The sequence below is a fragment of the Pedobacter caeni genome, assembly GCF_900129215.1.
Lineage (GTDB): Bacteria > Bacteroidota > Bacteroidia > Sphingobacteriales > Sphingobacteriaceae > Pedobacter > Pedobacter caeni.
This window is the reverse complement of sequence record NZ_FQUQ01000004.1, coordinates 871,077-892,848: the sequence shown is the minus strand read 5'-3', so window position 1 is coordinate 892,848 and position 21,772 is coordinate 871,077. Positions and strand designations below refer to the sequence as shown.

Genomic DNA, 21,772 nt, shown 5'->3' with positions numbered 1-21,772 from the left:
TGAGATATTTAGGATCAACAGGACAAAAGTCTGGAATGACGAAGTCGGAATCTTGTACTATTGGCTAATGGTATTGTACTTTTTGGAACCAGCGGTTTTTATAGAAAAAAATAGTTTTGAAGCAACCTCTTCCTGGAAATTACATTAGCATGACGACTTCGGCTCAACTGGGCAGGTGTCCACTATCAATTAGCAAATCCTGTCCAACACAAAGCAAGGAATTTGCTTTGTATCTTGCAGGTAACAAGTTTTAGGCTGACACTGGCTATAGATATGCAGGGTAGATCAGCTTCTTATCAAAGCACGGGTAATTTCAGAAGTGCCGGAACAGATGTGTTGACGCTATCAGAAAATTTGATAGGAAAGGAAGTCGATATTTATGTTGCTGTAGTGGCTAAAGACAGATGTAGCCAATCGGAGAGCCAGTATTTGGGAAGGTTGAAATTGCTGGGGTTGGAGCCGGTATTAAAAGAAGCAGCAGCAACAGCTGAGGCAATTCCTGAACGGGCAGTGGATGAGTTCCATAGTATCTATAGAGATGAGATGAAAAGACCAACAGAAAAGGACGATGTAACTGTGAATATCCGGGCATTTGCAAATCCTTTGTATGATAAGGAGATATTGAAAGAATAATTAGATATCTTGTTGCCTATAGAAAAAAATGACCGATAAGATTGTATTTTCTGAAACGCAAAAGTTTAAACAATGGTGGTTGTGGTTGATCTTGATCGGCTTAAACGGACTGCTTATTTTTGGTGTTTCTAAGCAGGTAATAGGTGGAGAAAAGTTTGGAGATCAACCGGCAACGGATACGACACTTTTATTCATTACCGGATTTGTTTTTTTACTGAGTATCCTGTTCTTCAACTTCCGACTGGAAACCCGCGTTCAAACTGATGGGGTTTATGTGAGATTTTTTCCTTTTCACAGGTCTTTTAAGTATTATTCCTGGGAGGTGATTGATCGGTGCTATCTCCGGAGCTATCGTCCAATAGGGGAGTATGGGGGCTGGGGAATCAGGACAGGAAATAAAGGAAACGCATTGAATATTTCAGGGAATCAGGGGCTACAATTGGAATTTAACAACCACGACAGATTGCTTATCGGGACAAATAAGGCCAAAGAACTCGCGGCAGTTTTAGATGAAATCCGAGGTAAATAATACCTGAATACCGCCTTTCTTGTCTATCTGTTTTCTATTCCGTTCTGATTTGTTAGTTTTGACGTCTGAATCATACAACCGGAGAAATAGCTGAAATCTCCGGATACATTTAACTAAAGAATACCATGAATCATTGGCTCGTAAAAAGTGAACCCTTTAAATACAGTTGGGAAAAGTTTAACCAGGATGGAAGGACCTTCTGGGATGGTGTAAGAAATTATCAGGCACGCAATAACCTGAAATTGATGAAAGAAGGGGACCTTGTTTTATTTTACCATAGTAATGAAGGTAAAAATGTGGTTGGAATTGCCAAAGTGGTAAAAGAGTTCTATCAGGATCCGACTACAGAAGATGCCAACTGGGTAGTGGTTGATCTTGCCCCGCTGGAAGCTTTAAAAACTCCGGTTAGCTTAGAGCAAATCAAAGCAGAAGAAAGCTTAAAAGATATTTCCCTGGTTAGACAGGGACGTTTGTCTGTCATGCAGCTTAAAGCAGAGGAATTTGATAAGATCCTGGAAATGGGCTCCGTTTAATGTTCTGCAGGTGCTGCCGTTTGCACTGTTTTCTTTGCAGATAGCAAACCAATACTCATAATCAGGCTTGATCCCAGTACCACCATGAAGAGAAAAGCCGTGCCTACCTCTGGTATTTTTAATGCCGGAGGCAGGTTAAAATACAATAAGATACTGATCAGCCCTCTGGGGGCAATAAAAGATTCTGTACCACTGTTTTCCTTTCTGAAAAGTTTCAGGTAAACAAAGCGGATGACAAAGATCGTAGCCAGGATAATCAGTCCGTTTGCAATCACAATTCCATCATTCAGCGCGTAGATATTCATAGTGAATCCGAAGATCACGAAGAAAAACGTGCGGATAATAAAAGCACTTTCTGCGGATAGCTGATACAATTGCGTCAGGTCATTTGATAAATTCTTATAGATAAATACGCTCCTGAAATAAGCATGTTTGATGGTATCTGCATTGTTCAGGAAAAGGCCAAATGAGAGGATGAGTACCAATGACGATAAATGGTAAGATTGTCCGATGGCATACACCAGGATCAGGATCGAAATGATCAGGAAGAATTTGATATGGTGAGAAATCCTGCCCATCAGGTACAACAAGGTAATCCCGGAAACGGCAGAAAGAATGAGGATTAATATTGTATTCAGGCCTAATCCTGCAAATGAAGAAACGGAGATATGCGGGTTGGAAATGGCGAAATTGAAAAGGATAATCCCTAATATATCGGAAAAGGAAGATTCGTAAATGATAAATTCCTTCCCTTTATTGCTTAAAGCTGCGGCAGAAGGGATGGCAATTGCCGAACTGATCACACTGAAAGGGATGGCGTTGGTAAAACATACGTACAGCTCTTTTCCGGTGATCTGATAGATGATAAAGGTAATGATCGATACTGTGGCTATTAAAATAAAAAAAGCCGACAGGAACGCTCCTTTGATCAGTTTGTTTTTCTCCCGTTCATATTTGAGTTCCAGGGAGCCTTCAAAAACGATCAGGATCAGTCCCACAGTGCCTAAGGTAGGCAGGATCGTCAGAAAATTAAAGGTATGCAGCTGAAGATTGTCTACCAGTACACGTAAGCCAATGCCCAAAAGCAGGAGCAGCAGTACAGAAGGTAGTTTGGTCTTACTGGCAACAAGATCAAATAAATAGGAAAAGATGACAAGTCCGCTTAAAATAATCAGTGTAGTGTATGTCGTCATATTTCCTTTTTATTTAATAACGGATTATAGGGAATATGGTTTTAATCTTCGAAAAACAGGGCCTTAAGTTCTTTAGCATCATTGGCTTTCATTTTTCCGCCCAGGATCAAACGAAGTTGTCTCCTCCTCAGTGCACCTGCAAATAGTTCAGTTTCTTCTGCAGTTTCAGGGCTTAATTCCGGAACCGGAATGGTTCTTCCGCTTTGGTCTACAGCCACAAAAGTATAATAAGCCTCATTGGATTTCACGCGGCTTCCCGATGGGATATTTTCTGCCCATACATCAAGCCTTACTTCTACAGAAGTATTGAAGGCACGGGTTACCTTTGCTTCAATCGTGATCACATCACCCAGTTTGATCGGTTGTTTAAACGACACGTTGTCAACAGATGCAGTAACTACAATTCTGTTGCAATGTTTCTGAGCTGAAATAGCAGCGGCAATGTCCATCCAGTGAAGCAACCTGCCTCCCATTAAATTGTTAAGTGTATTGGTATCATTTGGCAATACCAATTCATTCATGATGGTGAAAGATTCTTTCGGGCTTTTTATTTTTGTGCTCATAGCTGCTGCAAAAGTAAGTAAAAATGAGTTACCAGAGAAAAGCCGTGATGCCTATGCCGAAAGTCAGGTGGTTAAACCGGGTTTTTTCATGGTCATCAGGCTGGCGTTCATAAACGTAATGTCCGTCTGCATCAATATCCTGAAGCACCTGCATGTCAAACTCGTGTGCAGATCCGAAATAGGTGGTGTAAGCCTTGATAGCTGTGTTCCTGCCAATTCTTTTTTGAATACCAACACCGGCAGACCAGCTGGCCGCTGGTTTAGGTTTATACTTCAGGTAAGGGAGTTCTGCTGTGCCATACTCTTCCTGAAATTCCTTTTTGATGTTCAGGATAAAGTTTCCTGCACTTCCGGTAGAAACACCAGCATTCAGTTTTGCGGTGACAAACCAGTTGTTCGCCAAAGGCAGGCTGAAATAAGGACCGATATTTAAATACCGGACGCCTAATGCCTGTGTATATAAGCCGTTGCTGACCTCGTTAATGTCTGGTCCAAGATCTACCCGGTCTGAGTTTAAAGGGAAGCTGGTAAAGGCAAATTCTCCACCTATACCAAAGTTCCTGCTCAGAAACCAGGCACCTTCCAGTCCATAATTAAAGCCACCCTTGCTGTAAATACCTTCCTCTCCAGGTACTGCCTTCAGGTCTCTGCTCGTAGCGGTAGCATAGCCAAGGTGCATCTCCAGGAAACTTGGCCTGGCTTGAATCGGAACCGGATTTCTTTTTACAGGTTCATTCATGCCTCTGTTTTTGAAAATCTGATCGGTAATGAGATAACCCACCTCTGTGGAGAGAATTCCTACACCTGCACCGGCAAGTACATCAGTCACCCAATGTCTGTTGTTTAAGCCTCGACCCAAAGCTGTTGCTGTAGCCATCGCATACCCTGCCACACCATATAGCGGATGTCTGTATTCTCCGTATTCCTTATCCAGCACTGCTGCGTTCATAAAAGCCATTGCGGTATGCCCTGAAGGAAAGGAATTCCTGGCACTGGCATCCGGACGCTGAATGTTGGCAGTATGTTTTACCCCGTTTACTACAGCTCCCATAATTCCAAGAGAGAAGGCATAGGATACCAATGCCCTTTTCGGACTGTGCTTGCCCTTTATACCAGCCATATTTAATGCAACTACTGCTGCTGCGGGTGCATATTGGAGGTAATCATCGTATTTATACCTGAATGTCGGGATGAACCGGTTCCTGATTTCCCTGATCTCTTTGCGGTGTGGCCAGGTGAGTGCGGTAGCCCCAAACATGAGCAGGGGGACACTGGTTTTCTTTACAAAAGAACTTTTCCAAAAATTATTGACCGGCGCTTTTTTTAAAGTGCTGTCTGCATATTGCGCCTTTCCAATAAAACTAATGAAACTGATTGCTGTGGTAAGTAAGAGCGGATAAAAAGAAGATTTGAACTGCATTTGTATATGTAAAAAAAAACTTTAACGAATTAATGAAGCCTTAAATTGTTGTCATTAACAAGTAAAAATAAAATTCTTCAAAGATAGCGGAATTCTCTAAAGCCTGATAAACAAAATTATAGGTATTGCTGTTGTTGTTTAACATGGACAATCAAACGCTGTTGCAGTACTTTCACTGGTATTATAATGAAGAAGAAAAATTATGGAATAAAGCCAGGAAAGACGCTGTCGCGCTTGCAGAAACAGGGATTACGGGACTTTGGTTCCCTCCGGCCTATAAAGCCAATTCGGGAAATACTTCTGTAGGTTATGATCCCTACGACCTTTACGATCTCGGTGAATTTGATCAGAAGAATACGGTAGCAACGAGGTATGGTACTAAACAGGAATACCAGGAAGCGATAAAAGTCCTGCAGGGAAAAGGAATTGCTGTAATCGCGGATCTGGTTTTTAACCATAAAGCAGGTGGTGATGAGCTTGAAAAGATAATGGTAAGGGAGGTGAATCCTGAAAACAGGGACGAATTTACCTCTGAAGCTTATGAGATTGAAGCATGGACCATATTTAACTTTCCCGGAAGGGCAGGACAGTACTCCGGATTTATATGGAATAAAGACTGCTTTAGCGGAATCGACTGGGCGGAGGACCGTAAAGAAACGGGAATCTATTCTATTCAAAACCAATATGGGGAAGGCTGGGAAGAAGTGCCTTCAACGGAATTGGGGAATTATGACTACCTGATGTACAATGATGTCGAATTCAGGAATCCTGAAGTCCGTGCAGACCTGAAACAATGGGGAGAATGGTATGTAAATACCTGTGGAATGAGAGGCTTTCGTCTGGATGCCGTGAAACACATTTCTACCGATTTTCTTATCGACTGGCTGGACCATATGAAAAATACCTTTGCGGAAGGTTTTTTTGTGGTGGCCGAAAACTGGAACATTGAAAGCCTGGAAGAGCTGCAGCATTACCTGGAAATCACAGAGGGAAGAATGCAGCTGTTTGATTCTCTGCTTCACCGGAATTTTCACCGTGCAGCCGTAGAAAAAGAAAATTACGATCTAACTAAAATATTTGAGGGGAGTCTTGTTCAAAGTCATCCTTTATTGACGGTCACTTTTGTAGATAACCATGATTCTCAGCCTTTACAGGCCCTGGAATCTTATGTGGAATTCTGGTTCCGTCCGCTTGCTTATGCTTTGATTCTGCTCAGGGAGCAGGGCATTCCCTGTGTCTTCTATCCTGACCTTTACGGGGCAAAATATACAGATAAGGATAAAGCAGGGGTGGAAGTTGCAATAGAACTCCCCATATTGTCTCCTTTAGCGGGGCTAATCAACATAAGGAAAACCCTTGCTTATGGTTTACAGCGTGATTATCTGGATTTTCACAATTGCATCGGCTGGACAAGAGCGGGCATACCGGATCAGCCGGATTCTGGCCTGGCGGTCCTGATGAGCAATGGAACAGAAGGCTTTAAAGCGATGGAAATGGGAAGCGAACATCAAGGCAAGCTGATGATCGACGCAATAGGGGTTAGAGAAGAAGAGGTAAAGGTGGATGAAAATGGTTGGGCAGAATTTTTCTGCAACGCAGAAAGCCTTTCAGTGTGGGTGTTTAAGCCCGGATAGGCTTATCGCTTGGTGGTATTCACATTTGAAAAACCGATGAGTTCTTCCCAGCGGGAACCTGGTCTGCGGTAATAAACGAAAACCTGGTAGGTATTTTCCGTTTCAAAGAAAGAGCCTTCAAAAACAGACTCATCTGTCTTTCCGGTTTTTTTATCCAGCCATACGTATTTGTAATCGTATAAACCTTGTTTTAGTTTGATGTTTTTGTAAAACCGCCGACGGCTGGGTTCGTAACTTAGTTTGCTGGCTTCGTTCAATACATAATTGTTGAAGCGGCCAACTACATAAGCTTCTCCTCCTGCATTTGGTGGGGTTGCGTTTAAACTAAACTGAACATTGGCATAATCACTGTCTGTATTCGGATCACGGCCTTCGCTATTCCTGATAAAGAAGTTGCCATTCTCATCAAACCTGTTGGTAAATTTTGTGGCATTGCCATTGATATCGGTAAATAGTGTCACATTGATGGCCGTATCTTCCCTGATGATTTCCTGTACATTTTCTGCTTTATAACGGAAGCTGCGGATGTCAAATTTTCTGAACTCATTTCCTGCCTGAAAATCATTGCCATTCAGGTCGTTGTATACAAGTGCGCCTGGCCGGATAAAAGTAGGGTTGGTATTCAGGATGGCCGTCTGAGGAATGCCATTTTGCATGATCACCGCTTTTAAGTCAAGGGACGGATTCTGAATCGGTGTGCGGTGTGCAATGGTCAGGTCGATCTTTTGGTTCGTCTGACGTAGCGAGACCTGCTGACTTGCCGTAATGTTGACGCCTGCATCTACCTGTTTATTGACCACATAAAATCTTTGAGAAAGTACCGCCTGCTGAGGATTTCCTTCCTCGTATACTTTCAATAAGTAATTGCCGGAGATTTTCGGTTTAATCTGGGAATTGGGTAAGATCAGCGAGTAATTGGTGTATTTCTGTAAAGTGCTGAAAGAATATTTATATTCCGTAATCCGGTCTTCCGAAAGCCCTTCGAGATAGTCCAGAGGTGAAAGACGGGAAGGTTTCCAGTCTGAAGTACATTGCTCTATGGTATAAGAAAAGAGCTTACTTCCGCCGCTCAGGTCGTCGAAAGAGAAATAGAGTTGTTCATTGGAATTGAGCGCGATAACAGGTAAGGACTGCTCTTTCTGCATGTTGTAACATTGTACCGTCCGGATTTCGGGCAGGTAAACCTTATTGTCGTATACAAATTGCCGGTCCTGAGCCACAGCAATTTGCATACTTAATAACAGCAGGAAAAAGAATCCGCCTGATTTTATCATTTTTCTTCCATTTCCATAATGTCCGATGCCAGCTCTTCCCATTTGTTCTGGGCATTGTCCAGCTGGTGCTTCGCATTGATATAATTTTTGTTGGCTTCTGCTAATTTAGCGCTATTTGAATAGACCGCTTCATCTGCGATTTCTGCCTCAATACTTTTTACATTTTGTTCGAACCCGGCAATCTCAGTTTCAATCTTTTTCAATTGCTCATTCAGCTTTTTTAACTGCTGCTGATTGCTTGGGGCCGCTTTCTGTTCTGCTACCTTTGGTTTTACCTCTTTATCTGGTCTTACCGGAACGCTGGAAGGTGCTGCAGGTGGTCTTTTGGCATTCCATTCTTCGTATTCTGCATAAGTGCCAGGATACTCTTTAATGTCTTTGTCTTCGATGAACCAGATTTTATTGGCAACATTATCCAGGAAATACCTATCGTGAGATACTGCGATAAAGGTTCCTTCATATTGTGTCAATGCCTGAATCAGGATGTTTACCGATTGGATGTCCAGGTGATTCGTAGGCTCATCCAGAATCAGGAAGTTTGAATCTGTAGTTAATGATTTCGCCAATGCTACCCTTGATTTTTCTCCTCCTGACAGGACGCGGATCTTTTTGAACACATCGTCGCCTGTGAAAAGGAAACAGCCCAGGATGCCACGCAGTTCCGTATCGGTATGCTTAGGCGCAAAGGCCTGAAGTTCCTCCAGAATGGTGTTGTCCAGGTGTAAAGACTCCAGCTGATGCTGTGCAAAGAAGGTGGTCGTTACATTATGACCGGTTTCGCATTTACCATCAAACGTTTCTGCACCTGCGATGATCCGCAATAAAGTGGATTTACCCTTACCGTTGGCACCGATTAAAGCGATTTTATCTCCTTTTTCGATTAAGCCTTCCGCATTTTCAAGGATCTCTACATTAGGGTAGCTTTTGTAAGCTTCCTCTACGCGGATCACGTGACGGCCGGATGGTTTAGAGAATTTGAACTGGAAGTTTACTGTTGGATTGTCATCATCCACATCTTCCACACGCTCCATTTTATCCAGGGCTTTCATTCTGGACTGTGCCATTTTCGCTTTGGAAGCTTTGGCACGGAAACGCTCGATCAATCTTTCTTCCTGTTTGATCTTCGCCTGCTGGTTTTTAAATTCTCCTTTCTGGATCTCTCCGCGAAGGGATTTTTCTTCCAGATAGAAGGTATAGTTACCTGCATAAGGTGTTAGTTTTCCTTTACGGGACTCTACAATACGGTTCACCACTTTGTCTAAGAAGTACCTATCGTGAGAAACAATCACAATCGCCCCTTCGAAGCTCAATAAGTAAGTTTCCAGCCATTTGATGGAAGGTAAATCCATGTGGTTGGTAGGCTCATCCAGTAACAGGATATCCGGCGTTTGCAAAAGGATTTTTGCAAGCATTACCCTCATCCTCCATCCTCCGGAGAAAGTGTTTAACGGCCTGTGCTGATCTGCAGTGCTAAAACCAAGACCTGCAAGGATCTCATTTGCCCGGTATTCTATGCTATATCCATCTAAAGCTTCAAACTCCTGTTGCTTATCGCTCAGTTTATTTAAAACTTCCTCAGAATAATCAGTTTCAATCTTTTTTAGGAGGACATCAATTTCATCATGAAGTTGATTTTGGCGCTCAAAGGCCTCCATCGCTACGTGTAAAATGCTATGGTGTGAGTCGTAAGAAAGTAAATCCTGGTTCAGGTAACCTATTTTCAGGTCTTTCGACATAGAAATAGTACCTGCTGAGGGGCCATACTCTCCAACGATTATTTTTAGAAGGGTAGATTTACCGGTTCCGTTGGCTCCGATTAATCCAATTCTCTCGCCTGGTTTAATGTGCCAGTTTGCCTCGTCGTATAAAGCTCTGGAGCCTATCAGGAATGTTAAGTCGTTTATTGAAATCATTTGGCTGCAAAAATACAACTTTGTTTGCTTTTCATCAGTATATTATTCTGATCGTTTTGTAATTTATTTTATCCCTTTTACGACCTTTAAATCCCTGTTTTTTGCGTGTTTCTGCGTTTATCATGAAGGCTGAACCTGGCTTCGGCTCTGCACTGGCAGTAATTTTATGCGTAGTGTTGATGTTTTCTTAACATTACTGCGTATTTTTGCGCCTTGTCTAAACCCTTTCTATATTCGTTAAATGTATCGTCTAATTAAACCCCTGTTTTTCCAGTTTGATCCAGAAAAAGTGCACCATTTTGTGGTGAAACAGCTGAATTGGTTCCATAATCATTTCCCACTTGGGAGAACAATTTTACGCAGCAGCTTTGATGTGAACATTAAAGGGCTGGAAAGGGAAGTTTTTGGAATAAAGTTTAGAAATCCCGTAGGACTTGCCGCAGGATTTGATAAAAACGGAGAATACATAGAGGCGCTGAGCAATCTCGGTTTTGGATTTATAGAAGTGGGCACGGTTACACCATTGCCTCAGCCGGGAAATGATAAGCCGCGTATGTTCCGCCTGCCGGAAGATGGGGCGATCATCAACAGGATGGGCTTCAACAATAAAGGAGTAGATACGCTGGCAGAACGTTTAAGACTGCTGAAAGATAAAGATAAGAGCATTGTGATCGGTGGAAACATCGGTAAAAATAAAAGCACCCCCAATGAGGATGCGGTAAATGATTATATCAAATGTTTTGACCGCCTGTTTGATGTGGTGGATTACTTTGTGGTCAATGTCAGTTCCCCGAATACACCAGGATTAAGGGAGCTGCAAGAGAAAGAACCGCTGATGCACTTGTTGAATACGCTGCAGCAAAGAAATCAGACGCATGAGGTTTGCAGGCCGATTTTGTTAAAGATCGCTCCTGACCTGACTAATGAGCAACTGGACGATATCGTGGAAATTGTAATGGAGACCGGAATCGCAGGTGTGATTGCCACCAATACGACCATTGACAGGTCTGGTTTACGTACGACGGAGAAAGTGCTGAATGAAGCGGGAGGATTAAGTGGAAAGCCATTGACCCTTCGGTCTACAGAGGTGATCAGGTACCTGTCCGACAAATCAAATAAAGCATTCCCGATCATAGGGGTGGGAGGAATTCATTCTCCGCAGGATGCTAAAGATAAGCTGGAGGCTGGTGCAGCTCTGGTACAGCTTTATACAGGCTTCATTTATGAAGGACCTGGAATAGTGAAAAGAATTTGTAAAGAACTCGTTTAGGCGGGTTCTTTCAGTTGAAGGCCTTCAAGGAAAATAACAGGCATAAAAAAAGACCTTAGGATATCCTAAGGTCTTTTTTGTGTTGTTAAAACAGAAACTTATGCTTTTGCAGTAAGTTTATCAAGAACCGCATTGTTTTTAGCCAATTGGTCTTTAGTAGATTGTTTAGAACGGCTACCCAATTCGATGTTCGTAGCTAACTTTAAGTTTTTCACGTCTAATTTAGCGAAAGTCTTATTTCTTCTGTCTTTTCTTTTTAATCTCGTTACTGCCATGGTGTGAACCTTTAATTTTTTAATTTATTATAAATCTGAGGTCGAGAGCGGATTCGAACCGCTGTAGGAGGTTTTGCAGACCTCTGCCTAGCCACTCGGCCACTCGACCTGTTGAAATTCAGGATGCAAAAATAGTAATTATAACTTAGTATGCAATTTATTTCTGAAAATTTCTGCTAATATCTGCGCATAGTATTGCAGCACAAACAGCTACGTTTAAAGATTCTGCTCCTCCAATCCTCGGAATGGTCACCGGATCGCTAATCAATTCGAGGATTTCCGGGGAAATTCCCTGCCCTTCATTCCCCAAAACAACCAATCCTTCCTTTCCCCAGTCCATATCATACATACTTTTGCCATTAAATACTGCCCCAAATACCGGAACTGTCTTTGCCGATAAAAGAGGAGCCAGGTCCTGATAGAAAATATTTACCCTGCTTAAGGAACCCATGGTTGCCTGTACCGTTTTCGGGTTATAGACTTCTACTGTATGATTGGAGCAAATGATCTGTTTAAAGCCAAACCAATCTGCAGTGCGGATAATCGTGCCCAGATTTCCCGGATCCTGTACATCATCCAGTACTAAGGAAAAGGCATCTCTTAGTTGTTTAACGTCCAATACCGGATTTTCAGGGATACGAACAAGGGCAAGAATCCCTTGTGGAGTCTGCAATGTACTAATCTTATCGAGTTCCGCGTTGTTTACTTCAAATAACTTTATATTTGCCGGTAAAGCTGGAAGTAGCGGCTGATATTGAGCCAGATAATAGATGCTGTGAATCTGGTATGAAGATTGAATAAACTCTGCAATAGATTTTATACCTTCAATAATAAATATCCCATTTTCTTTACGGTACTTTTTTTGATGTAACGATTTAATAAAACTTATTTGAGATTTTGAAAGCATACTATAATTATAAAAAGAATGTCGGGTTTCGTGCAATATTACTACTTATTATTGTTTTTGTCACAGGATGTTCCTCAACAAAATACATTGAAGACTATCAATCTGTTGTTAAAAAGGTAAAAATCGACAGCCTCAGCAAAACTTTCGAAGAAGAAGCTTACAACTATATTCAAAAAGACATCCGTCCCACTTCAACAATCGGGGTGAATGTATTTCTATATAATATTTTCAATACCAAAAACGGCCGCTATAAGACGAGCAACATCAAGTCTATTGGAAGTCCGCCTCCGATTCTGGATAGCGCCCTGGTAGAAATCTCCCGCAACCAGATTGAAAAATACCTGGTTTCCAAAGGCTATTTTATGGCAAAGGTGAAATCAGATATTAAGGTTAAAAATCAAAAAGCAGAAGTTCTTTTTTCTACAAAAATGGGCCCTGAGTTCTCGATTAGTGACATCAAATATGAAATCCCGGATTCCGCGGTTAAAAGCTTGTACCTGTCAAAGAAAGAGCTGTTTTCCCACCTTAAAAAAGGAATGCGTTACGATGATGATTCACTTGGACATGAGCGGGATCAGATTTACCAGCTGATGAGAGAGAACGGATATTATGATTTTTCAAAACCTTATGTGAAATATCTGGTCGATTCCAACAGCAATGCCAGTAAGGCAAAAGTAACACTGCAGATTGATAACCCATTGGATAAACCTCATCATGTGAAATACACCATCGGAGAAGCCAATGTATTGATTGCCCCCAACTCAGAGGGATATCCGGATACAGTGGTCTTAAACAAAAGGATTTTTAAAGGGTTGAGGTATACCGACCTTTCAAAAAAGTTTAGAAGAAACCCGATAGTCAGGTATAATTTCCTACGTCAGGGCGAAGAATATGATGTTCGTAACGAGACCACCACTTTTGACCGTTTGTATGAGCTGAATGTGTTTAAGAATGTAAAAATTGAATACCAGAAAGCGAAAGACAGCTCCAATAAAGTGAACCCTTTTATCCAGTTGATCCCTCAGAAAATTATGAGCAACAGAGTGGAGGGGGAGGTGCCTTTTAATGGTGGAACAGTTGGGTTTAACTTGAGTAATACCTATACCAATAATAATTTTCTGCGGGGTGCTGAACGATTTGAATTTCAGATAAAGGGTGGATTGCAATCCAGAGTAGGACAGGGTGGAGGCCTTTTTGGCGACATCTACCAACGCGACTTTTCGGTCAGCGCCAGTTTATCTGTTCCCCGCCTGATGGCCCCGTTTTTCTCAAAATATGTGACAGGAAAAGGGGGGATGCCACATACCGTGTTTTCTACCAGTTATGTTTATTCCTTACAAAAGGACCTCTTCACCAGAAGGGTATACCTGGCCTCTCTTACCTATGAATTTATTGAGACAAAATCGAAGTTACACTCGCTCACTCCTTTAAATTTCGAATATAGGTTTGGTAGTTTACTTTTCAACGCCAATGACTCGACAGGGAACTTTGAACACCTGATCTTAAACAATCTTTATTCATTAAGACTACTGGCCAGAAAAGACATCACCTTAGGAATAAAATATACCTACTCTTTAAATGCGGACAAGCTTTTGAGCAATAAAAGTTTTATTTATTTCCGTGGAAACCTCGATGTTGCCGGTAACTTGTTGCAGGGAATATCTAAGCTTACCGGAAGCAAAAGTGATGCTAAAAACGATAATCCTGCAGAAATTCTTGGATTGCCATTTAATCAGTATATCCGGCCGGAAATTGACATCCGCTGGTATAAAAGTTTAGGAGGAGAGCGACAGTTTGTGAGCAGGCTGAATGCGGGAATAGGTTATGCCTATGGGAACTCTGTACAGATGCCCTTTGAGAAATCTTTCTTTGCCGGAGGTTCCGCAGGGGTGAGAGCCTGGCAGGCCAGAACACTGGGTCCTGGTAATTACAACAGAGGAGAGACCCTCACTAGTCAAGAAGAACGTAAAGCACTTTATGGAATTGACCAGTTGGGAGAGATGCACCTGGAAGCGAACCTGGAATACCGGTATAAACTATTGGATAAATTTTTTGGCGGTAAACTAAAAGGTGCGGTGTTTCTGGATTTTGGTAATGTGTGGAATATTTCAGATAGTGCGTCTAAAGGTAAGCCGGAAACCCGTTTTGAACTTAAAAATCTGGGTAAACAGATCGCCATCGGTACCGGTATGGGCTTCCGTTATGATGTACAATATTTTGTATTCCGTTTTGACATCGGACTAAAACTTAAAGACCCACAATTTACAGGATCTGACCAATGGGTCATCAGCAAATTCTTTAGCGGAGGCAAGGCCTTTAAAGATGCCTATAGGCTGAAAAATGCCCCTGATGGCTATCGGTTTGTACAATACAATTTCGGGATAGGGATGCCTTTCTAGAACATTTTCTTCAGGCCGTCAAAGACCGTCTCAAAGAAAGTTGATACATTTAGTCCGTTGCTATGGTTGAAGTAAAAGAAAATCAGTAACAGGATCACAGCGATGATGATGAACTTTCTGAAGGCAAAGGCCAGAAATACCAGGATCACCGGAAACAGGATCAGCCACATGCTGTTGATCGTGTATGGATTTAAGGTGCCATCCTTTTTGTAGACATACAGGAGCTTGCTGTGTGTACCCTTATCATTTTGATGTTTCAGGTAGACAAATGCAGACCTTTCTAATTGTAAAGGCAATACGGCAACTCCATCATTGAAAGTAATGGACTGCGTAAATCCACTTACCGTAAAGGTATATACCCCATTGATCTTTTCTATGGGATGGTCCAGTGAATCTGCAGCGATAATGGCCAGTTTACTGTTTTTAAGCAGGCTTTCCTTAACGATAAAATTATTGATGTCTGCATTTTGTGCAAAGACAGATGTATAGGCCAGGAATAGAAAAAACAATAAGGATACTGGTTTCATTATGCTACAAATCATTTAAGATGATTAAAAAATATCCCAAATGTAACAAAAGCACTTATGTTTTTAGGTCTTGTCCAATAAATTATCCGTTCAGGCTGAAAATGTTGTAAGTCAGCAGTGTTGCAAAACATACCCAAAGAAAGTAAGGAATGAAAAGCAGGCCTGCGGTTTTGTCGATCTTATAAAATACCCTGGCATTGATCACAATGGCGATCAGTAAAGCAAAGATTTCAAACAAAGCTGCACCGATAGAATGGGCATAGAAAAACAGGAAAGACCACAATATATTTAAGACAATCTGTATAAAATAAACCGCAATGGTTCTTGGGAAATGAGCTACCTGTGCCCTCTTTTGCCATACCAGATAAGCCGAAAATCCCATCAGGATAAATAGAGAAGTCCATACCGGAGGGAAAAGCCAGTCGGGCGGATTAAAAGAAGGTTTCGCTAAAGTCGGATACCATGTTTTTACGGAGGTAAGGGTTAATATGCTGCCCAAAGCACCGGCAGCTAAAGGAATGGCCAGGTTCACAACAAAGGCAATAGGATTGAACTTCATCTGTTTCTTTTTTTAATTTCTAATCTGCTTAACAAGGCAAGAGCAAAGATGTTTGCCAGGTCACTGGGCGAAGATAAAGAAAACTAACAATTCCTTAACTTTAACTTTGTTTAGTTTTAATAAACAAAGTTTAGTATTGCAGAACAAATAAATGTTCTAAGATGTCTATAAAATTAGTAGTGTTCGACATGGCCGGTACCACCGTAAAAGATAAAAATTACGTAGGTCTGGCTTTCCAGCAAGCCATGAAAGCTCATGGTTATGAAGTAAATATTGAGGTGATCAATCCAATAATGGGTTATGAGAAACCTATTGCCATAGAAATGATCCTTCAGAAAGAAGAACCAGATCAAACGAAGATTACTGCAGAACTGATTGCTGATATCCATACTGATTTTGTGGCCTTCATGATCAACTTCTACCAGACCTCTGCCGATGTGGTTCCCCTTCCTAACGTAGAAAACACTTTTATTCAATTGAAAAAACTAGGCATTAAAATAGGCCTGGATACCGGGTTTTCAAGAGATATCGCCGACATCATCATTTCCCGCCTGAAATGGGAGGATACTGTAGATTATATGGTTGCAAGTGATGAGGTAGCCAATGGAAGACCATATCCTGATATGATCAGAAAGATCATGGCAGAGTTAAACATCACAGACCCAATGGAAGTGGCCAAAGTAGGAGACACCGAGGTGGATGTAAATGAGGGCTTAAATTCAGGTTGTAAATATACCATCGGCATTACCACCGGGGCATTTACCCATGATGAATTGCTGCCATATCATCCTACACATATCATTGATGATATCTCTGAAGTGTTAGCAATCATTAGTCAATAATTTCAGGATGAGCCTCTTACAGCATTGCCGGAACAAAGTTGCCGGATGGTCGTATAGTCATATCTCGATATTGGCTGGCTTAGCAGCCTTTGGTTGTTATACGAGTATGTATGCTTTTCGTAAAGCATTTACGGCGGGCACCTTTGATGAGCATAGCTATCTGGGGATTGATTATAAAGTATGGCTGGTGATTGCCCAGGTATTGGGTTATACGTTCAGCAAATTTTATGGCATTCGTTTTATCGCAGAATCTTCAGGAAAGAACAGGGGAAGAAGTATCCTTAAGCTGATTGGGATCTCCTGGTTAGCCCTGCTCGGTTTTGCCCTGGTTCCTGCTCCCTGGAACATTGCTTTCCTGTTGATCAATGGTTTTCCTTTAGGAATGATCTGGGGGCTGGTGTTCAGCTACCTGGAAGGAAGGCGCAATACAGAGTTCATGGGCGCCATTCTGTCGGTCAGCCTGATCTTTGCTTCGGGATTTATTAAAACAGTAGCAAGGACAATCATGGATATTTTTCCCGTAAATGAATACTGGATGCCTTTTTGTACCGGTTTGTTGTTTGTGATTCCATTATTGCTGTTTGTAGGCTTTCTGGAACTCATGCCGCCACCCACGAAGGAAGATCAGTTGTTAAGAACCAAAAGGGCACCGATGGATGCGGCACAACGCAAAAAGTTCCTCCTGAACTTCCTGCCGGGGATTATCCTCACGGTGATCATCTATGTGGTGCTGACCGTAATCCGCGACCTGAGGGATAATTTTGAAGTCGAGATCTGGCATGACTTGGGCGTAACAGACAACCATATCTATACCAAAATAGATGGTTTCATTGCCCTGGTAGTCTTGTTCCTGGTGAGCATGCTGATCCTGGTAAAGAACAACATGAAAGCCTTCATCATCATTCACGGAATGATCATCGCCGGATGCGCCTTAACCGGAATCGGAACCTTACTTTTTGATGCACATTACATCAGCCCGGTGGTATGGATGGTCATGGTGGGGATGGGCTTATACATGGCTTATATTCCTTACAATGCCATCTTCTTTGAGCGGATGATTGCTGCTTTCCATTACAAAAGCAATATTGGTTTCGTGATGTATGTGGCGGATTCTATCGGATACCTGGGTAGTGTGAGCATTCTGTTGTTCAAAGAGTTTGGAGATGCGGAAATCAGCTGGGGTCATTTTTTCAGACAGAGTGCGGTCATCGCGGCTGTGGTAGGGGTAACCTGCAGCATGTTCTCTCTGCTGTATTTCCGCCAGAAAAGTTTAAAGAATAAAAAAAAAGAAAGTAATATTACCCTCTCCGGATTGAGCCTGGAGGTGAAAAGGGGCGCAGAATAAATCACCATTAAAATTTTAAAAATGAATACAAAACATTATGACCTGATTGTAATTGGAGGTGGAATATTAGGCACTTTTCATGCTTACCATGCCTTAAAAAACGGAAAGAAAGTTTTACAACTGGAAAAGGACAACTATCCGGTAGGTGCTACGGTAAGGAATTTTGGTCAGGTGATTCCTTCCGGAATGACGGGTGTATGGTTTGATTATGGGGTTCGTGGTCTGGAGATCTATCAGGAAATTCAACAGGAATTTGACATCTCTGTAAGAAAAAACGGAAGTGTATACATTGCCTCAGATGAGGAAGAACAAAATCTGATTCATGAACTTAAAGCACATTATGATACTTTGGGTTATACTCAGCAACTGCTGGGAAAAGAACAGGTTCTGACTAGATACCCTGCTATAAGAAGCAGCTATGCAAAAGAAGCTTTACTTTTTGATCAGGAGATCAGTGTAGACCCTACTGCGATGATTTATCGCTTGCAGGAGTTCATGCGCGGGAAATTTGAAGGGTATACCTTGCTGTGCAATTCGCCGGTTGTGGATTGCGTAGCTAATGGAAAGGGAGCAGAAGTTCGTTTAAGCAGAGGAGATATTTATAGTGCAGATAAAGCGGTGCTTTGCAATGGCTATGAATTTAAACTGTTGTTTCCTGTCTTATTTGAAAAGAGTGGGCAAGTGATCAGTAAACTTCAGATGATGCGTACTGTTCCTATGCCGAAAGTGGAACTTGAAGGCAATATTTTAACTGGTTTAACCATCAGAAGGTATGAGAGTTTCGAAGAATATTGTCCTTCCTTTAAGAATTTAAGCATCCCGGAACATTACAGGGAATTGAAAGAATGGGGAATTCACCTCCTGTTTAAAAAAGCAGAAGACGGCAGTTTTATCATCGGTGATTCCCATGAATATGCTGATGTGAATCATTTTGATGAGCTTGGTTTTAATGTGAAACAACACATCAATGAGCTCATGATGAAAGAAGGGGAACGGATTGTGAATTTCAACCTCCGTGATATGGCTACTACCTGGGCGGGATTTTATCCGCAACATCCTACCGAGCATATTCTGGAGTATGATATCGAGGATTGTATCCATATCCGTACCTGTATCGGTGGTAAAGGTATGACCGCAAGTGCAGGTTATACCGAAGCCAGCATGAAGAAGATCCTGGGAATTTAATCAGTAGCGCTGCTGATAATTGATGCCTTTTCCGTTTTCACAATACTGCTGAAGACTATAGAGGAAAAAAGCCCAGTTATAGTTGCAATGCCGGTAAAACTCGGTTACCTCTGCCCAGTCCGTCTGTTTCAGGGTCACATGCGTTTTTCCTCTCTTTTCTTCCAGATCAAAAGAAACACTTGTTCCTATCCATTGGGGATCGGAATTTATGCAATACCACAACACTCCCTGGTTAGGAACAAGTGCCTTAATCTCAAAATAATCCGTTTCAGCACCAAAGCTGAACTCATTGATAAAACCGACTTCTTGTTTTACTTTCAATTCACTGGTCCATACTGCAGCAAGGCCTTCTTCTGTGGTCAGTGCTTCGTATACTTTAGCTATAGGAGCCTTTATTACGTTGATATGTTCTATGTTAGCCATCTCTTTTTTCTGTTCAAGGTAAGCCTAATCTGAACGTCAACAAAGGGCAAAAGAGAATTATTTAAGGGGCATTCAGGACAATTATCAGTTCCCTTAATTTTTTGGCCATAAAGTTTTAAAATAAAAAAGCTCAGGTTTATTTGTAACTATTCTAAATAAGGTTATATTTGCCCATGCCAATTACATGGCGAAAAAAAATAGCCGTACAGCGCTAACTGTACGGCGAATCACCTGAGGGTGAAGAACTCTTAACCTTGAACAATTAAAAGTAATGCAATTTAGAGATTTTTTGTTGAGGGGCAAGCGTGCAATTATTTTATTGCAGATACATTTTTAGCCTGAGCCCGATGACAAGCAACACGACAAGCCCTAAGAAGAAAAAACACCCACGTTCCTTATTTTACCGGATCTCTGCCTGGCTTCACCTTTGGCTCGGTCTGGTTACAGGAATCATCATGGTGATCGTTTGCGTAACGGGATGCCTTTACGTATTTATAGACGAGATCAAATCTTTCGTAAACCCTGAATTTAATATTGCCAGACAGGATAAACCTGTCCTGACACCTTCCCAGTTATCAGATGCAGCTGCTAAAATCTTTCCGGATAAAAAGGTGAGCTATGCGACTTATCAACAAGGTAAAGTGGTTACCGTCGGGCTGGGAGAAGGAAGAAGAGGGAACATTTCCCTTTACCTCAATCCTTATACCGGAGCACTCGTTAAGAAGGAAGTGAAAGAAAAAGGACAAACAGATTTCTTTAGTTTTGTGCTTAGCGGACATCGTTTTTTATGGTTGCCTTACAAGATCGGAAGGCCTATCGTTAATTATAGCACCCTGATCTTTGTGATCACGTTAATTACCGGAATTGTTTTGTGGTGGCCAAAGAAATGGACCAAAAGTACCCGGGAACGGAGCTTCCAGATCAAATGGGGTGCTTCATTTAAAAGGGTAAACTATGATTTTCATAATGTGCTCGGATTTTATTCTTTGTTCATTGTCCTGGCAATAGGACTGACAGGGATGGTATATGGGATTGAATGGTACAGCAAAGGTCTGTATTGGGTAACTTCAGCCGGACAGACGCTACCTGACTACAAGGATGTAAAATCTGATTCTTTGCAGGCGAACAAGTTTTATACTTCCCGCACAGCGATGGACCTCGCCTGGAAAAAGGTCATCACACAGGTGCCCGAAGCACAGGGTTTCTATTATGGTTATCCCGATACTGCAGATGCGAAATCTGCAATCAACATTTATATCTATCCTACTGCAGGCCGGTATTATGACAACATGAGCTTTAGTTTTGACCGTCATACTTTAAAAGAATTTCCCGCACATCCGGTGTATGATGTAAAGTTCTCTGAAGCCTCTTTTCCAACAAAGCTCCGAAAAATGAATTACGATATTCATGTGGGTTCCATATTGGGTTTGCCGGGTAAATTCCTTGCTTTTTTTGCCTCACTGATCGGTGCTTCGTTACCCATTACCGGATTTATCATCTGGTGGGGTAAACGGAAAAAGAAACCAAAAAATACCAAGGTGGCCAAGGCTAAACCTATCGTTAAAAAGACTGCTGTAGTTGAAGAAAGTATTACCTAATTACAAAAATAACCATGAATAAATTAAAGACACTTGCCCTATCGCTGATCCTGATGTTCAGCGTAAACCAATTATTTGCGCATGCCCTGTACATTAAAACTGTAGCAAATGGCAAAAAAGGAACAGCTCAGGAAGTAAAAATCTTCTATGGTGAACCTGGCGAGAATCATCCGGAGAAACTGGCCGACTGGTGGTCGGATACCAAAGAATTCAGCCTTTGGCTGATCAATCCTCAGGGAGAAAAAGAACAATTGAAAGTGACACCAAAAGAGGATCATTTTGTAACGAGCTTTACTCCGGCAGCAGATGGGGTGTATACCCTGAGCATCAGCCATACGGTAAAACAGATCGCTGGTAAAAAACAATATCAGTTCAATGCTGCGGCATTGGTAAGCGTAGGTAAAGCAAATACAGGTAATACCGCATTGGCCAACAAAGCTGAGCTTGGTGTTTTTGTAGATGCATTGGCAGCCCTGAAAAAAGGAAAAGAAATTAGCTTAAGCAGTCATTTTAAAGCAGTACCGGCAGCCGATGTTTATGTATCCGTATTTTCTCCTGCAGGATGGATGAAACAGGTAAAAACAGGCGCTGATGGAAAAACTGTTTTTGTTCCTGAATGGACTGGAAGTTATATCCTCGAAGCTGGCCACAATGAAAAAGTAAGCGGAGCTGAATTTGAAAGTATTGAGCGCATCGCTACATTGAATATTGCAGTGAATTAATTCGTCCATGAGATGGTTTTAAAAACGG

Annotated in this window: 21 protein-coding genes and 1 tRNA gene; 11 read left to right on the top strand and 11 right to left on the bottom strand. The window is 41.8% G+C overall.

From position 1 onward, the window contains the following. Positions 1 to 222: 222 nt before the first annotated feature. The 3 genes from BUC20_RS23245 to BUC20_RS23235 all read left to right on the top strand — a co-directional run bounded on the left by BUC20_RS23245 (position 223) and on the right by BUC20_RS23235 (position 1,695). Entirely contained in the window at positions 223 to 633 is a 411-nt protein-coding gene (locus tag BUC20_RS23245) for a DUF6266 family protein (protein ID WP_317042810.1), read from the top strand. Between the two features lie 28 nt (positions 634 to 661). Then, positions 662 to 1,162 carry a DUF6141 family protein gene (locus BUC20_RS23240; RefSeq protein ID WP_073233567.1) on the top strand — a complete coding sequence of 167 codons (501 nt, stop codon included), beginning with the start codon at positions 662 to 664 and terminating at the stop codon, positions 1,160 to 1,162. 125 nt (positions 1,163 to 1,287) lie between these two features. Next, positions 1,288 to 1,695: an EVE domain-containing protein gene (locus BUC20_RS23235; RefSeq protein WP_069377973.1), complete on the top strand. Its 408-nt coding sequence runs from the start codon at positions 1,288 to 1,290 to the stop codon at positions 1,693 to 1,695. On the opposite strand, the gene BUC20_RS23230 is transcribed toward BUC20_RS23235, so the two are convergent. From BUC20_RS23230 to BUC20_RS23220, 3 genes are read right to left on the bottom strand one after another with little or no spacing between them, the layout of a single operon-like run. Next, positions 1,692 to 2,888 (bottom strand): cation:proton antiporter, encoded by a 1,197-nt coding sequence (locus tag BUC20_RS23230; RefSeq protein WP_073233565.1) that lies wholly within the window; start codon positions 2,886 to 2,888, stop codon positions 1,692 to 1,694. The two genes, BUC20_RS23235 and BUC20_RS23230, sit on opposite strands and share 4 nt — an antisense overlap. A gap of 41 nt (positions 2,889 to 2,929) precedes the next feature. Further along, positions 2,930 to 3,451 (bottom strand): acyl-CoA thioesterase, encoded by a 522-nt coding sequence (locus tag BUC20_RS23225; protein ID WP_073233563.1) that lies wholly within the window; start codon positions 3,449 to 3,451, stop codon positions 2,930 to 2,932. A 28-nt stretch (positions 3,452 to 3,479) separates the two neighbouring features. After that, on the bottom strand, positions 3,480 to 4,871 hold the full coding sequence (locus BUC20_RS23220) for a phosphatase PAP2 family protein (protein ID WP_073233561.1): 1,392 nt from the start codon (positions 4,869 to 4,871) through the stop codon (positions 3,480 to 3,482). 143 nt (positions 4,872 to 5,014) lie between these two features. Between BUC20_RS23220 and BUC20_RS23215 the strand changes: the two genes are divergently transcribed. Continuing rightward, positions 5,015 to 6,505 carry an alpha-amylase gene (locus BUC20_RS23215; protein ID WP_073233559.1) on the top strand — a complete coding sequence of 497 codons (1,491 nt, stop codon included), beginning with the start codon at positions 5,015 to 5,017 and terminating at the stop codon, positions 6,503 to 6,505. A gap of 2 nt (positions 6,506 to 6,507) precedes the next feature. Here the strand turns inward: BUC20_RS23215 and BUC20_RS23210 are convergent, their stop codons facing one another. Both BUC20_RS23210 and BUC20_RS23205 read right to left on the bottom strand, forming a co-directional pair. Beyond that, positions 6,508 to 7,821: a type IX secretion system plug protein gene (locus tag BUC20_RS23210; RefSeq protein ID WP_234994583.1), complete on the bottom strand. Its 1,314-nt coding sequence runs from the start codon at positions 7,819 to 7,821 to the stop codon at positions 6,508 to 6,510. Further along, positions 7,776 to 9,692, bottom strand: a complete 1,917-nt coding sequence (locus tag BUC20_RS23205) for an ABC-F family ATP-binding cassette domain-containing protein (RefSeq protein WP_073233557.1) — start codon at positions 9,690 to 9,692, stop codon at positions 7,776 to 7,778. The genes BUC20_RS23210 and BUC20_RS23205 overlap by 46 nt, the downstream gene beginning before the upstream one ends. Before the next feature lie 241 nt (positions 9,693 to 9,933). Here BUC20_RS23205 and BUC20_RS23200 point away from each other — a divergent pair, with 241 nt between their 5' ends. Further along, positions 9,934 to 10,962 (top strand): quinone-dependent dihydroorotate dehydrogenase, encoded by a 1,029-nt coding sequence (locus BUC20_RS23200; protein WP_073233555.1) that lies wholly within the window; start codon positions 9,934 to 9,936, stop codon positions 10,960 to 10,962. Between the two features lie 98 nt (positions 10,963 to 11,060). Here the strand turns inward: BUC20_RS23200 and BUC20_RS23195 are convergent, their stop codons facing one another. From BUC20_RS23195 to BUC20_RS23185, 3 genes are all read right to left on the bottom strand, one after another. Further along, the gene (locus BUC20_RS23195) at positions 11,061 to 11,237 is read right to left on the bottom strand and encodes a spore protein (protein ID WP_069377966.1); all 177 of its coding nucleotides are present in this window, start codon (positions 11,235 to 11,237) and stop codon (positions 11,061 to 11,063) included. A 38-nt stretch (positions 11,238 to 11,275) separates the two neighbouring features. Continuing rightward, positions 11,276 to 11,346 (bottom strand) — tRNA-Cys (locus tag BUC20_RS23190). 48 nt (positions 11,347 to 11,394) lie between these two features. Beyond that, complete coding sequence (locus tag BUC20_RS23185) at positions 11,395 to 12,144, bottom strand: TrmH family RNA methyltransferase (protein ID WP_073233553.1); 750 nt, start codon at positions 12,142 to 12,144, stop codon at positions 11,395 to 11,397. Between BUC20_RS23185 and tamL the strand changes: the two genes are divergently transcribed. Next, the gene (gene tamL / locus BUC20_RS23180) at positions 12,135 to 14,543 is read left to right on the top strand and encodes a translocation and assembly module lipoprotein TamL (protein ID WP_073233551.1); all 2,409 of its coding nucleotides are present in this window, start codon (positions 12,135 to 12,137) and stop codon (positions 14,541 to 14,543) included. The two genes, BUC20_RS23185 and tamL, sit on opposite strands and share 10 nt — an antisense overlap. On the opposite strand, the gene BUC20_RS23175 is transcribed toward tamL, so the two are convergent. Both BUC20_RS23175 and BUC20_RS23170 read right to left on the bottom strand, forming a co-directional pair. Beyond that, entirely contained in the window at positions 14,540 to 15,070 is a 531-nt protein-coding gene (locus BUC20_RS23175; protein ID WP_073233549.1) for a hypothetical protein, read from the bottom strand. The genes tamL and BUC20_RS23175 overlap by 4 nt on opposite strands. Before the next feature lie 82 nt (positions 15,071 to 15,152). Beyond that, positions 15,153 to 15,629, bottom strand: coding sequence for a TspO/MBR family protein (locus BUC20_RS23170; RefSeq protein ID WP_073233547.1), 477 nt, complete (start codon positions 15,627 to 15,629; stop codon positions 15,153 to 15,155). Positions 15,630 to 15,790: 161 nt separating this feature from the next. Here BUC20_RS23170 and BUC20_RS23165 point away from each other — a divergent pair, with 161 nt between their 5' ends. From BUC20_RS23165 to BUC20_RS23155, 3 genes are read left to right on the top strand one after another with little or no spacing between them, the layout of a single operon-like run. Continuing rightward, a complete protein-coding gene (locus BUC20_RS23165) occupies positions 15,791 to 16,471 on the top strand; it encodes an HAD hydrolase-like protein (RefSeq protein ID WP_073233545.1) in 681 nt (226 codons plus the stop codon). A gap of 7 nt (positions 16,472 to 16,478) precedes the next feature. Beyond that, complete coding sequence (locus tag BUC20_RS23160; RefSeq protein ID WP_073233543.1) at positions 16,479 to 17,816, top strand: DUF5690 family protein; 1,338 nt, start codon at positions 16,479 to 16,481, stop codon at positions 17,814 to 17,816. 21 nt (positions 17,817 to 17,837) lie between these two features. Continuing rightward, entirely contained in the window at positions 17,838 to 19,001 is a 1,164-nt protein-coding gene (locus BUC20_RS23155) for a TIGR03364 family FAD-dependent oxidoreductase (protein WP_073233540.1), read from the top strand. Here the strand turns inward: BUC20_RS23155 and BUC20_RS23150 are convergent, their stop codons facing one another. Further along, positions 19,002 to 19,424 carry an SRPBCC family protein gene (locus BUC20_RS23150; RefSeq protein ID WP_073233538.1) on the bottom strand — a complete coding sequence of 141 codons (423 nt, stop codon included), beginning with the start codon at positions 19,422 to 19,424 and terminating at the stop codon, positions 19,002 to 19,004. It abuts the gene before it with no gap. A 347-nt stretch (positions 19,425 to 19,771) separates the two neighbouring features. Between BUC20_RS23150 and BUC20_RS23145 the strand changes: the two genes are divergently transcribed. Together BUC20_RS23145 and BUC20_RS23140 are read left to right on the top strand one after the other, a co-directional pair. After that, complete coding sequence (locus tag BUC20_RS23145) at positions 19,772 to 21,022, top strand: PepSY-associated TM helix domain-containing protein (protein ID WP_073233536.1); 1,251 nt, start codon at positions 19,772 to 19,774, stop codon at positions 21,020 to 21,022. A gap of 14 nt (positions 21,023 to 21,036) precedes the next feature. After that, complete coding sequence (locus BUC20_RS23140; RefSeq protein ID WP_073233535.1) at positions 21,037 to 21,744, top strand: DUF4198 domain-containing protein; 708 nt, start codon at positions 21,037 to 21,039, stop codon at positions 21,742 to 21,744. Positions 21,745 to 21,772 lie beyond the last annotated feature (28 nt).

Coding starts and splice junctions, on each gene's coding strand:
- BUC20_RS23240 (WP_073233567.1), top strand. CDS start 662: ATGACCGATAAGATTGTATTTTCTGAAACGCAAAAGTTTAAACAATGG.
- BUC20_RS23235 (WP_069377973.1), top strand. CDS start 1,288: ATGAATCATTGGCTCGTAAAAAGTGAACCCTTTAAATACAGTTGGGAA.
- BUC20_RS23230 (WP_073233565.1), bottom strand. CDS start 2,888: ATGACGACATACACTACACTGATTATTTTAAGCGGACTTGTCATCTTT.
- BUC20_RS23225 (WP_073233563.1), bottom strand. CDS start 3,451: ATGAGCACAAAAATAAAAAGCCCGAAAGAATCTTTCACCATCATGAAT.
- BUC20_RS23220 (WP_073233561.1), bottom strand. CDS start 4,871: ATGCAGTTCAAATCTTCTTTTTATCCGCTCTTACTTACCACAGCAATC.
- BUC20_RS23215 (WP_073233559.1), top strand. CDS start 5,015: ATGGACAATCAAACGCTGTTGCAGTACTTTCACTGGTATTATAATGAA.
- BUC20_RS23210 (WP_234994583.1), bottom strand. CDS start 7,821: ATGGGAAGAGCTGGCATCGGACATTATGGAAATGGAAGAAAAATGATA.
- BUC20_RS23205 (WP_073233557.1), bottom strand. CDS start 9,692: ATGATTTCAATAAACGACTTAACATTCCTGATAGGCTCCAGAGCTTTA.
- BUC20_RS23200 (WP_073233555.1), top strand. CDS start 9,934: ATGTATCGTCTAATTAAACCCCTGTTTTTCCAGTTTGATCCAGAAAAA.
- BUC20_RS23195 (WP_069377966.1), bottom strand. CDS start 11,237: ATGGCAGTAACGAGATTAAAAAGAAAAGACAGAAGAAATAAGACTTTC.
- BUC20_RS23185 (WP_073233553.1), bottom strand. CDS start 12,144: ATGCTTTCAAAATCTCAAATAAGTTTTATTAAATCGTTACATCAAAAA.
- BUC20_RS23175 (WP_073233549.1), bottom strand. CDS start 15,070: ATGAAACCAGTATCCTTATTGTTTTTTCTATTCCTGGCCTATACATCT.
- BUC20_RS23170 (WP_073233547.1), bottom strand. CDS start 15,629: ATGAAGTTCAATCCTATTGCCTTTGTTGTGAACCTGGCCATTCCTTTA.
- BUC20_RS23165 (WP_073233545.1), top strand. CDS start 15,791: ATGTCTATAAAATTAGTAGTGTTCGACATGGCCGGTACCACCGTAAAA.
- BUC20_RS23160 (WP_073233543.1), top strand. CDS start 16,479: ATGAGCCTCTTACAGCATTGCCGGAACAAAGTTGCCGGATGGTCGTAT.
- BUC20_RS23155 (WP_073233540.1), top strand. CDS start 17,838: ATGAATACAAAACATTATGACCTGATTGTAATTGGAGGTGGAATATTA.
- BUC20_RS23150 (WP_073233538.1), bottom strand. CDS start 19,424: ATGGCTAACATAGAACATATCAACGTAATAAAGGCTCCTATAGCTAAA.
- BUC20_RS23145 (WP_073233536.1), top strand. CDS start 19,772: ATGACAAGCAACACGACAAGCCCTAAGAAGAAAAAACACCCACGTTCC.
- BUC20_RS23140 (WP_073233535.1), top strand. CDS start 21,037: ATGAATAAATTAAAGACACTTGCCCTATCGCTGATCCTGATGTTCAGC.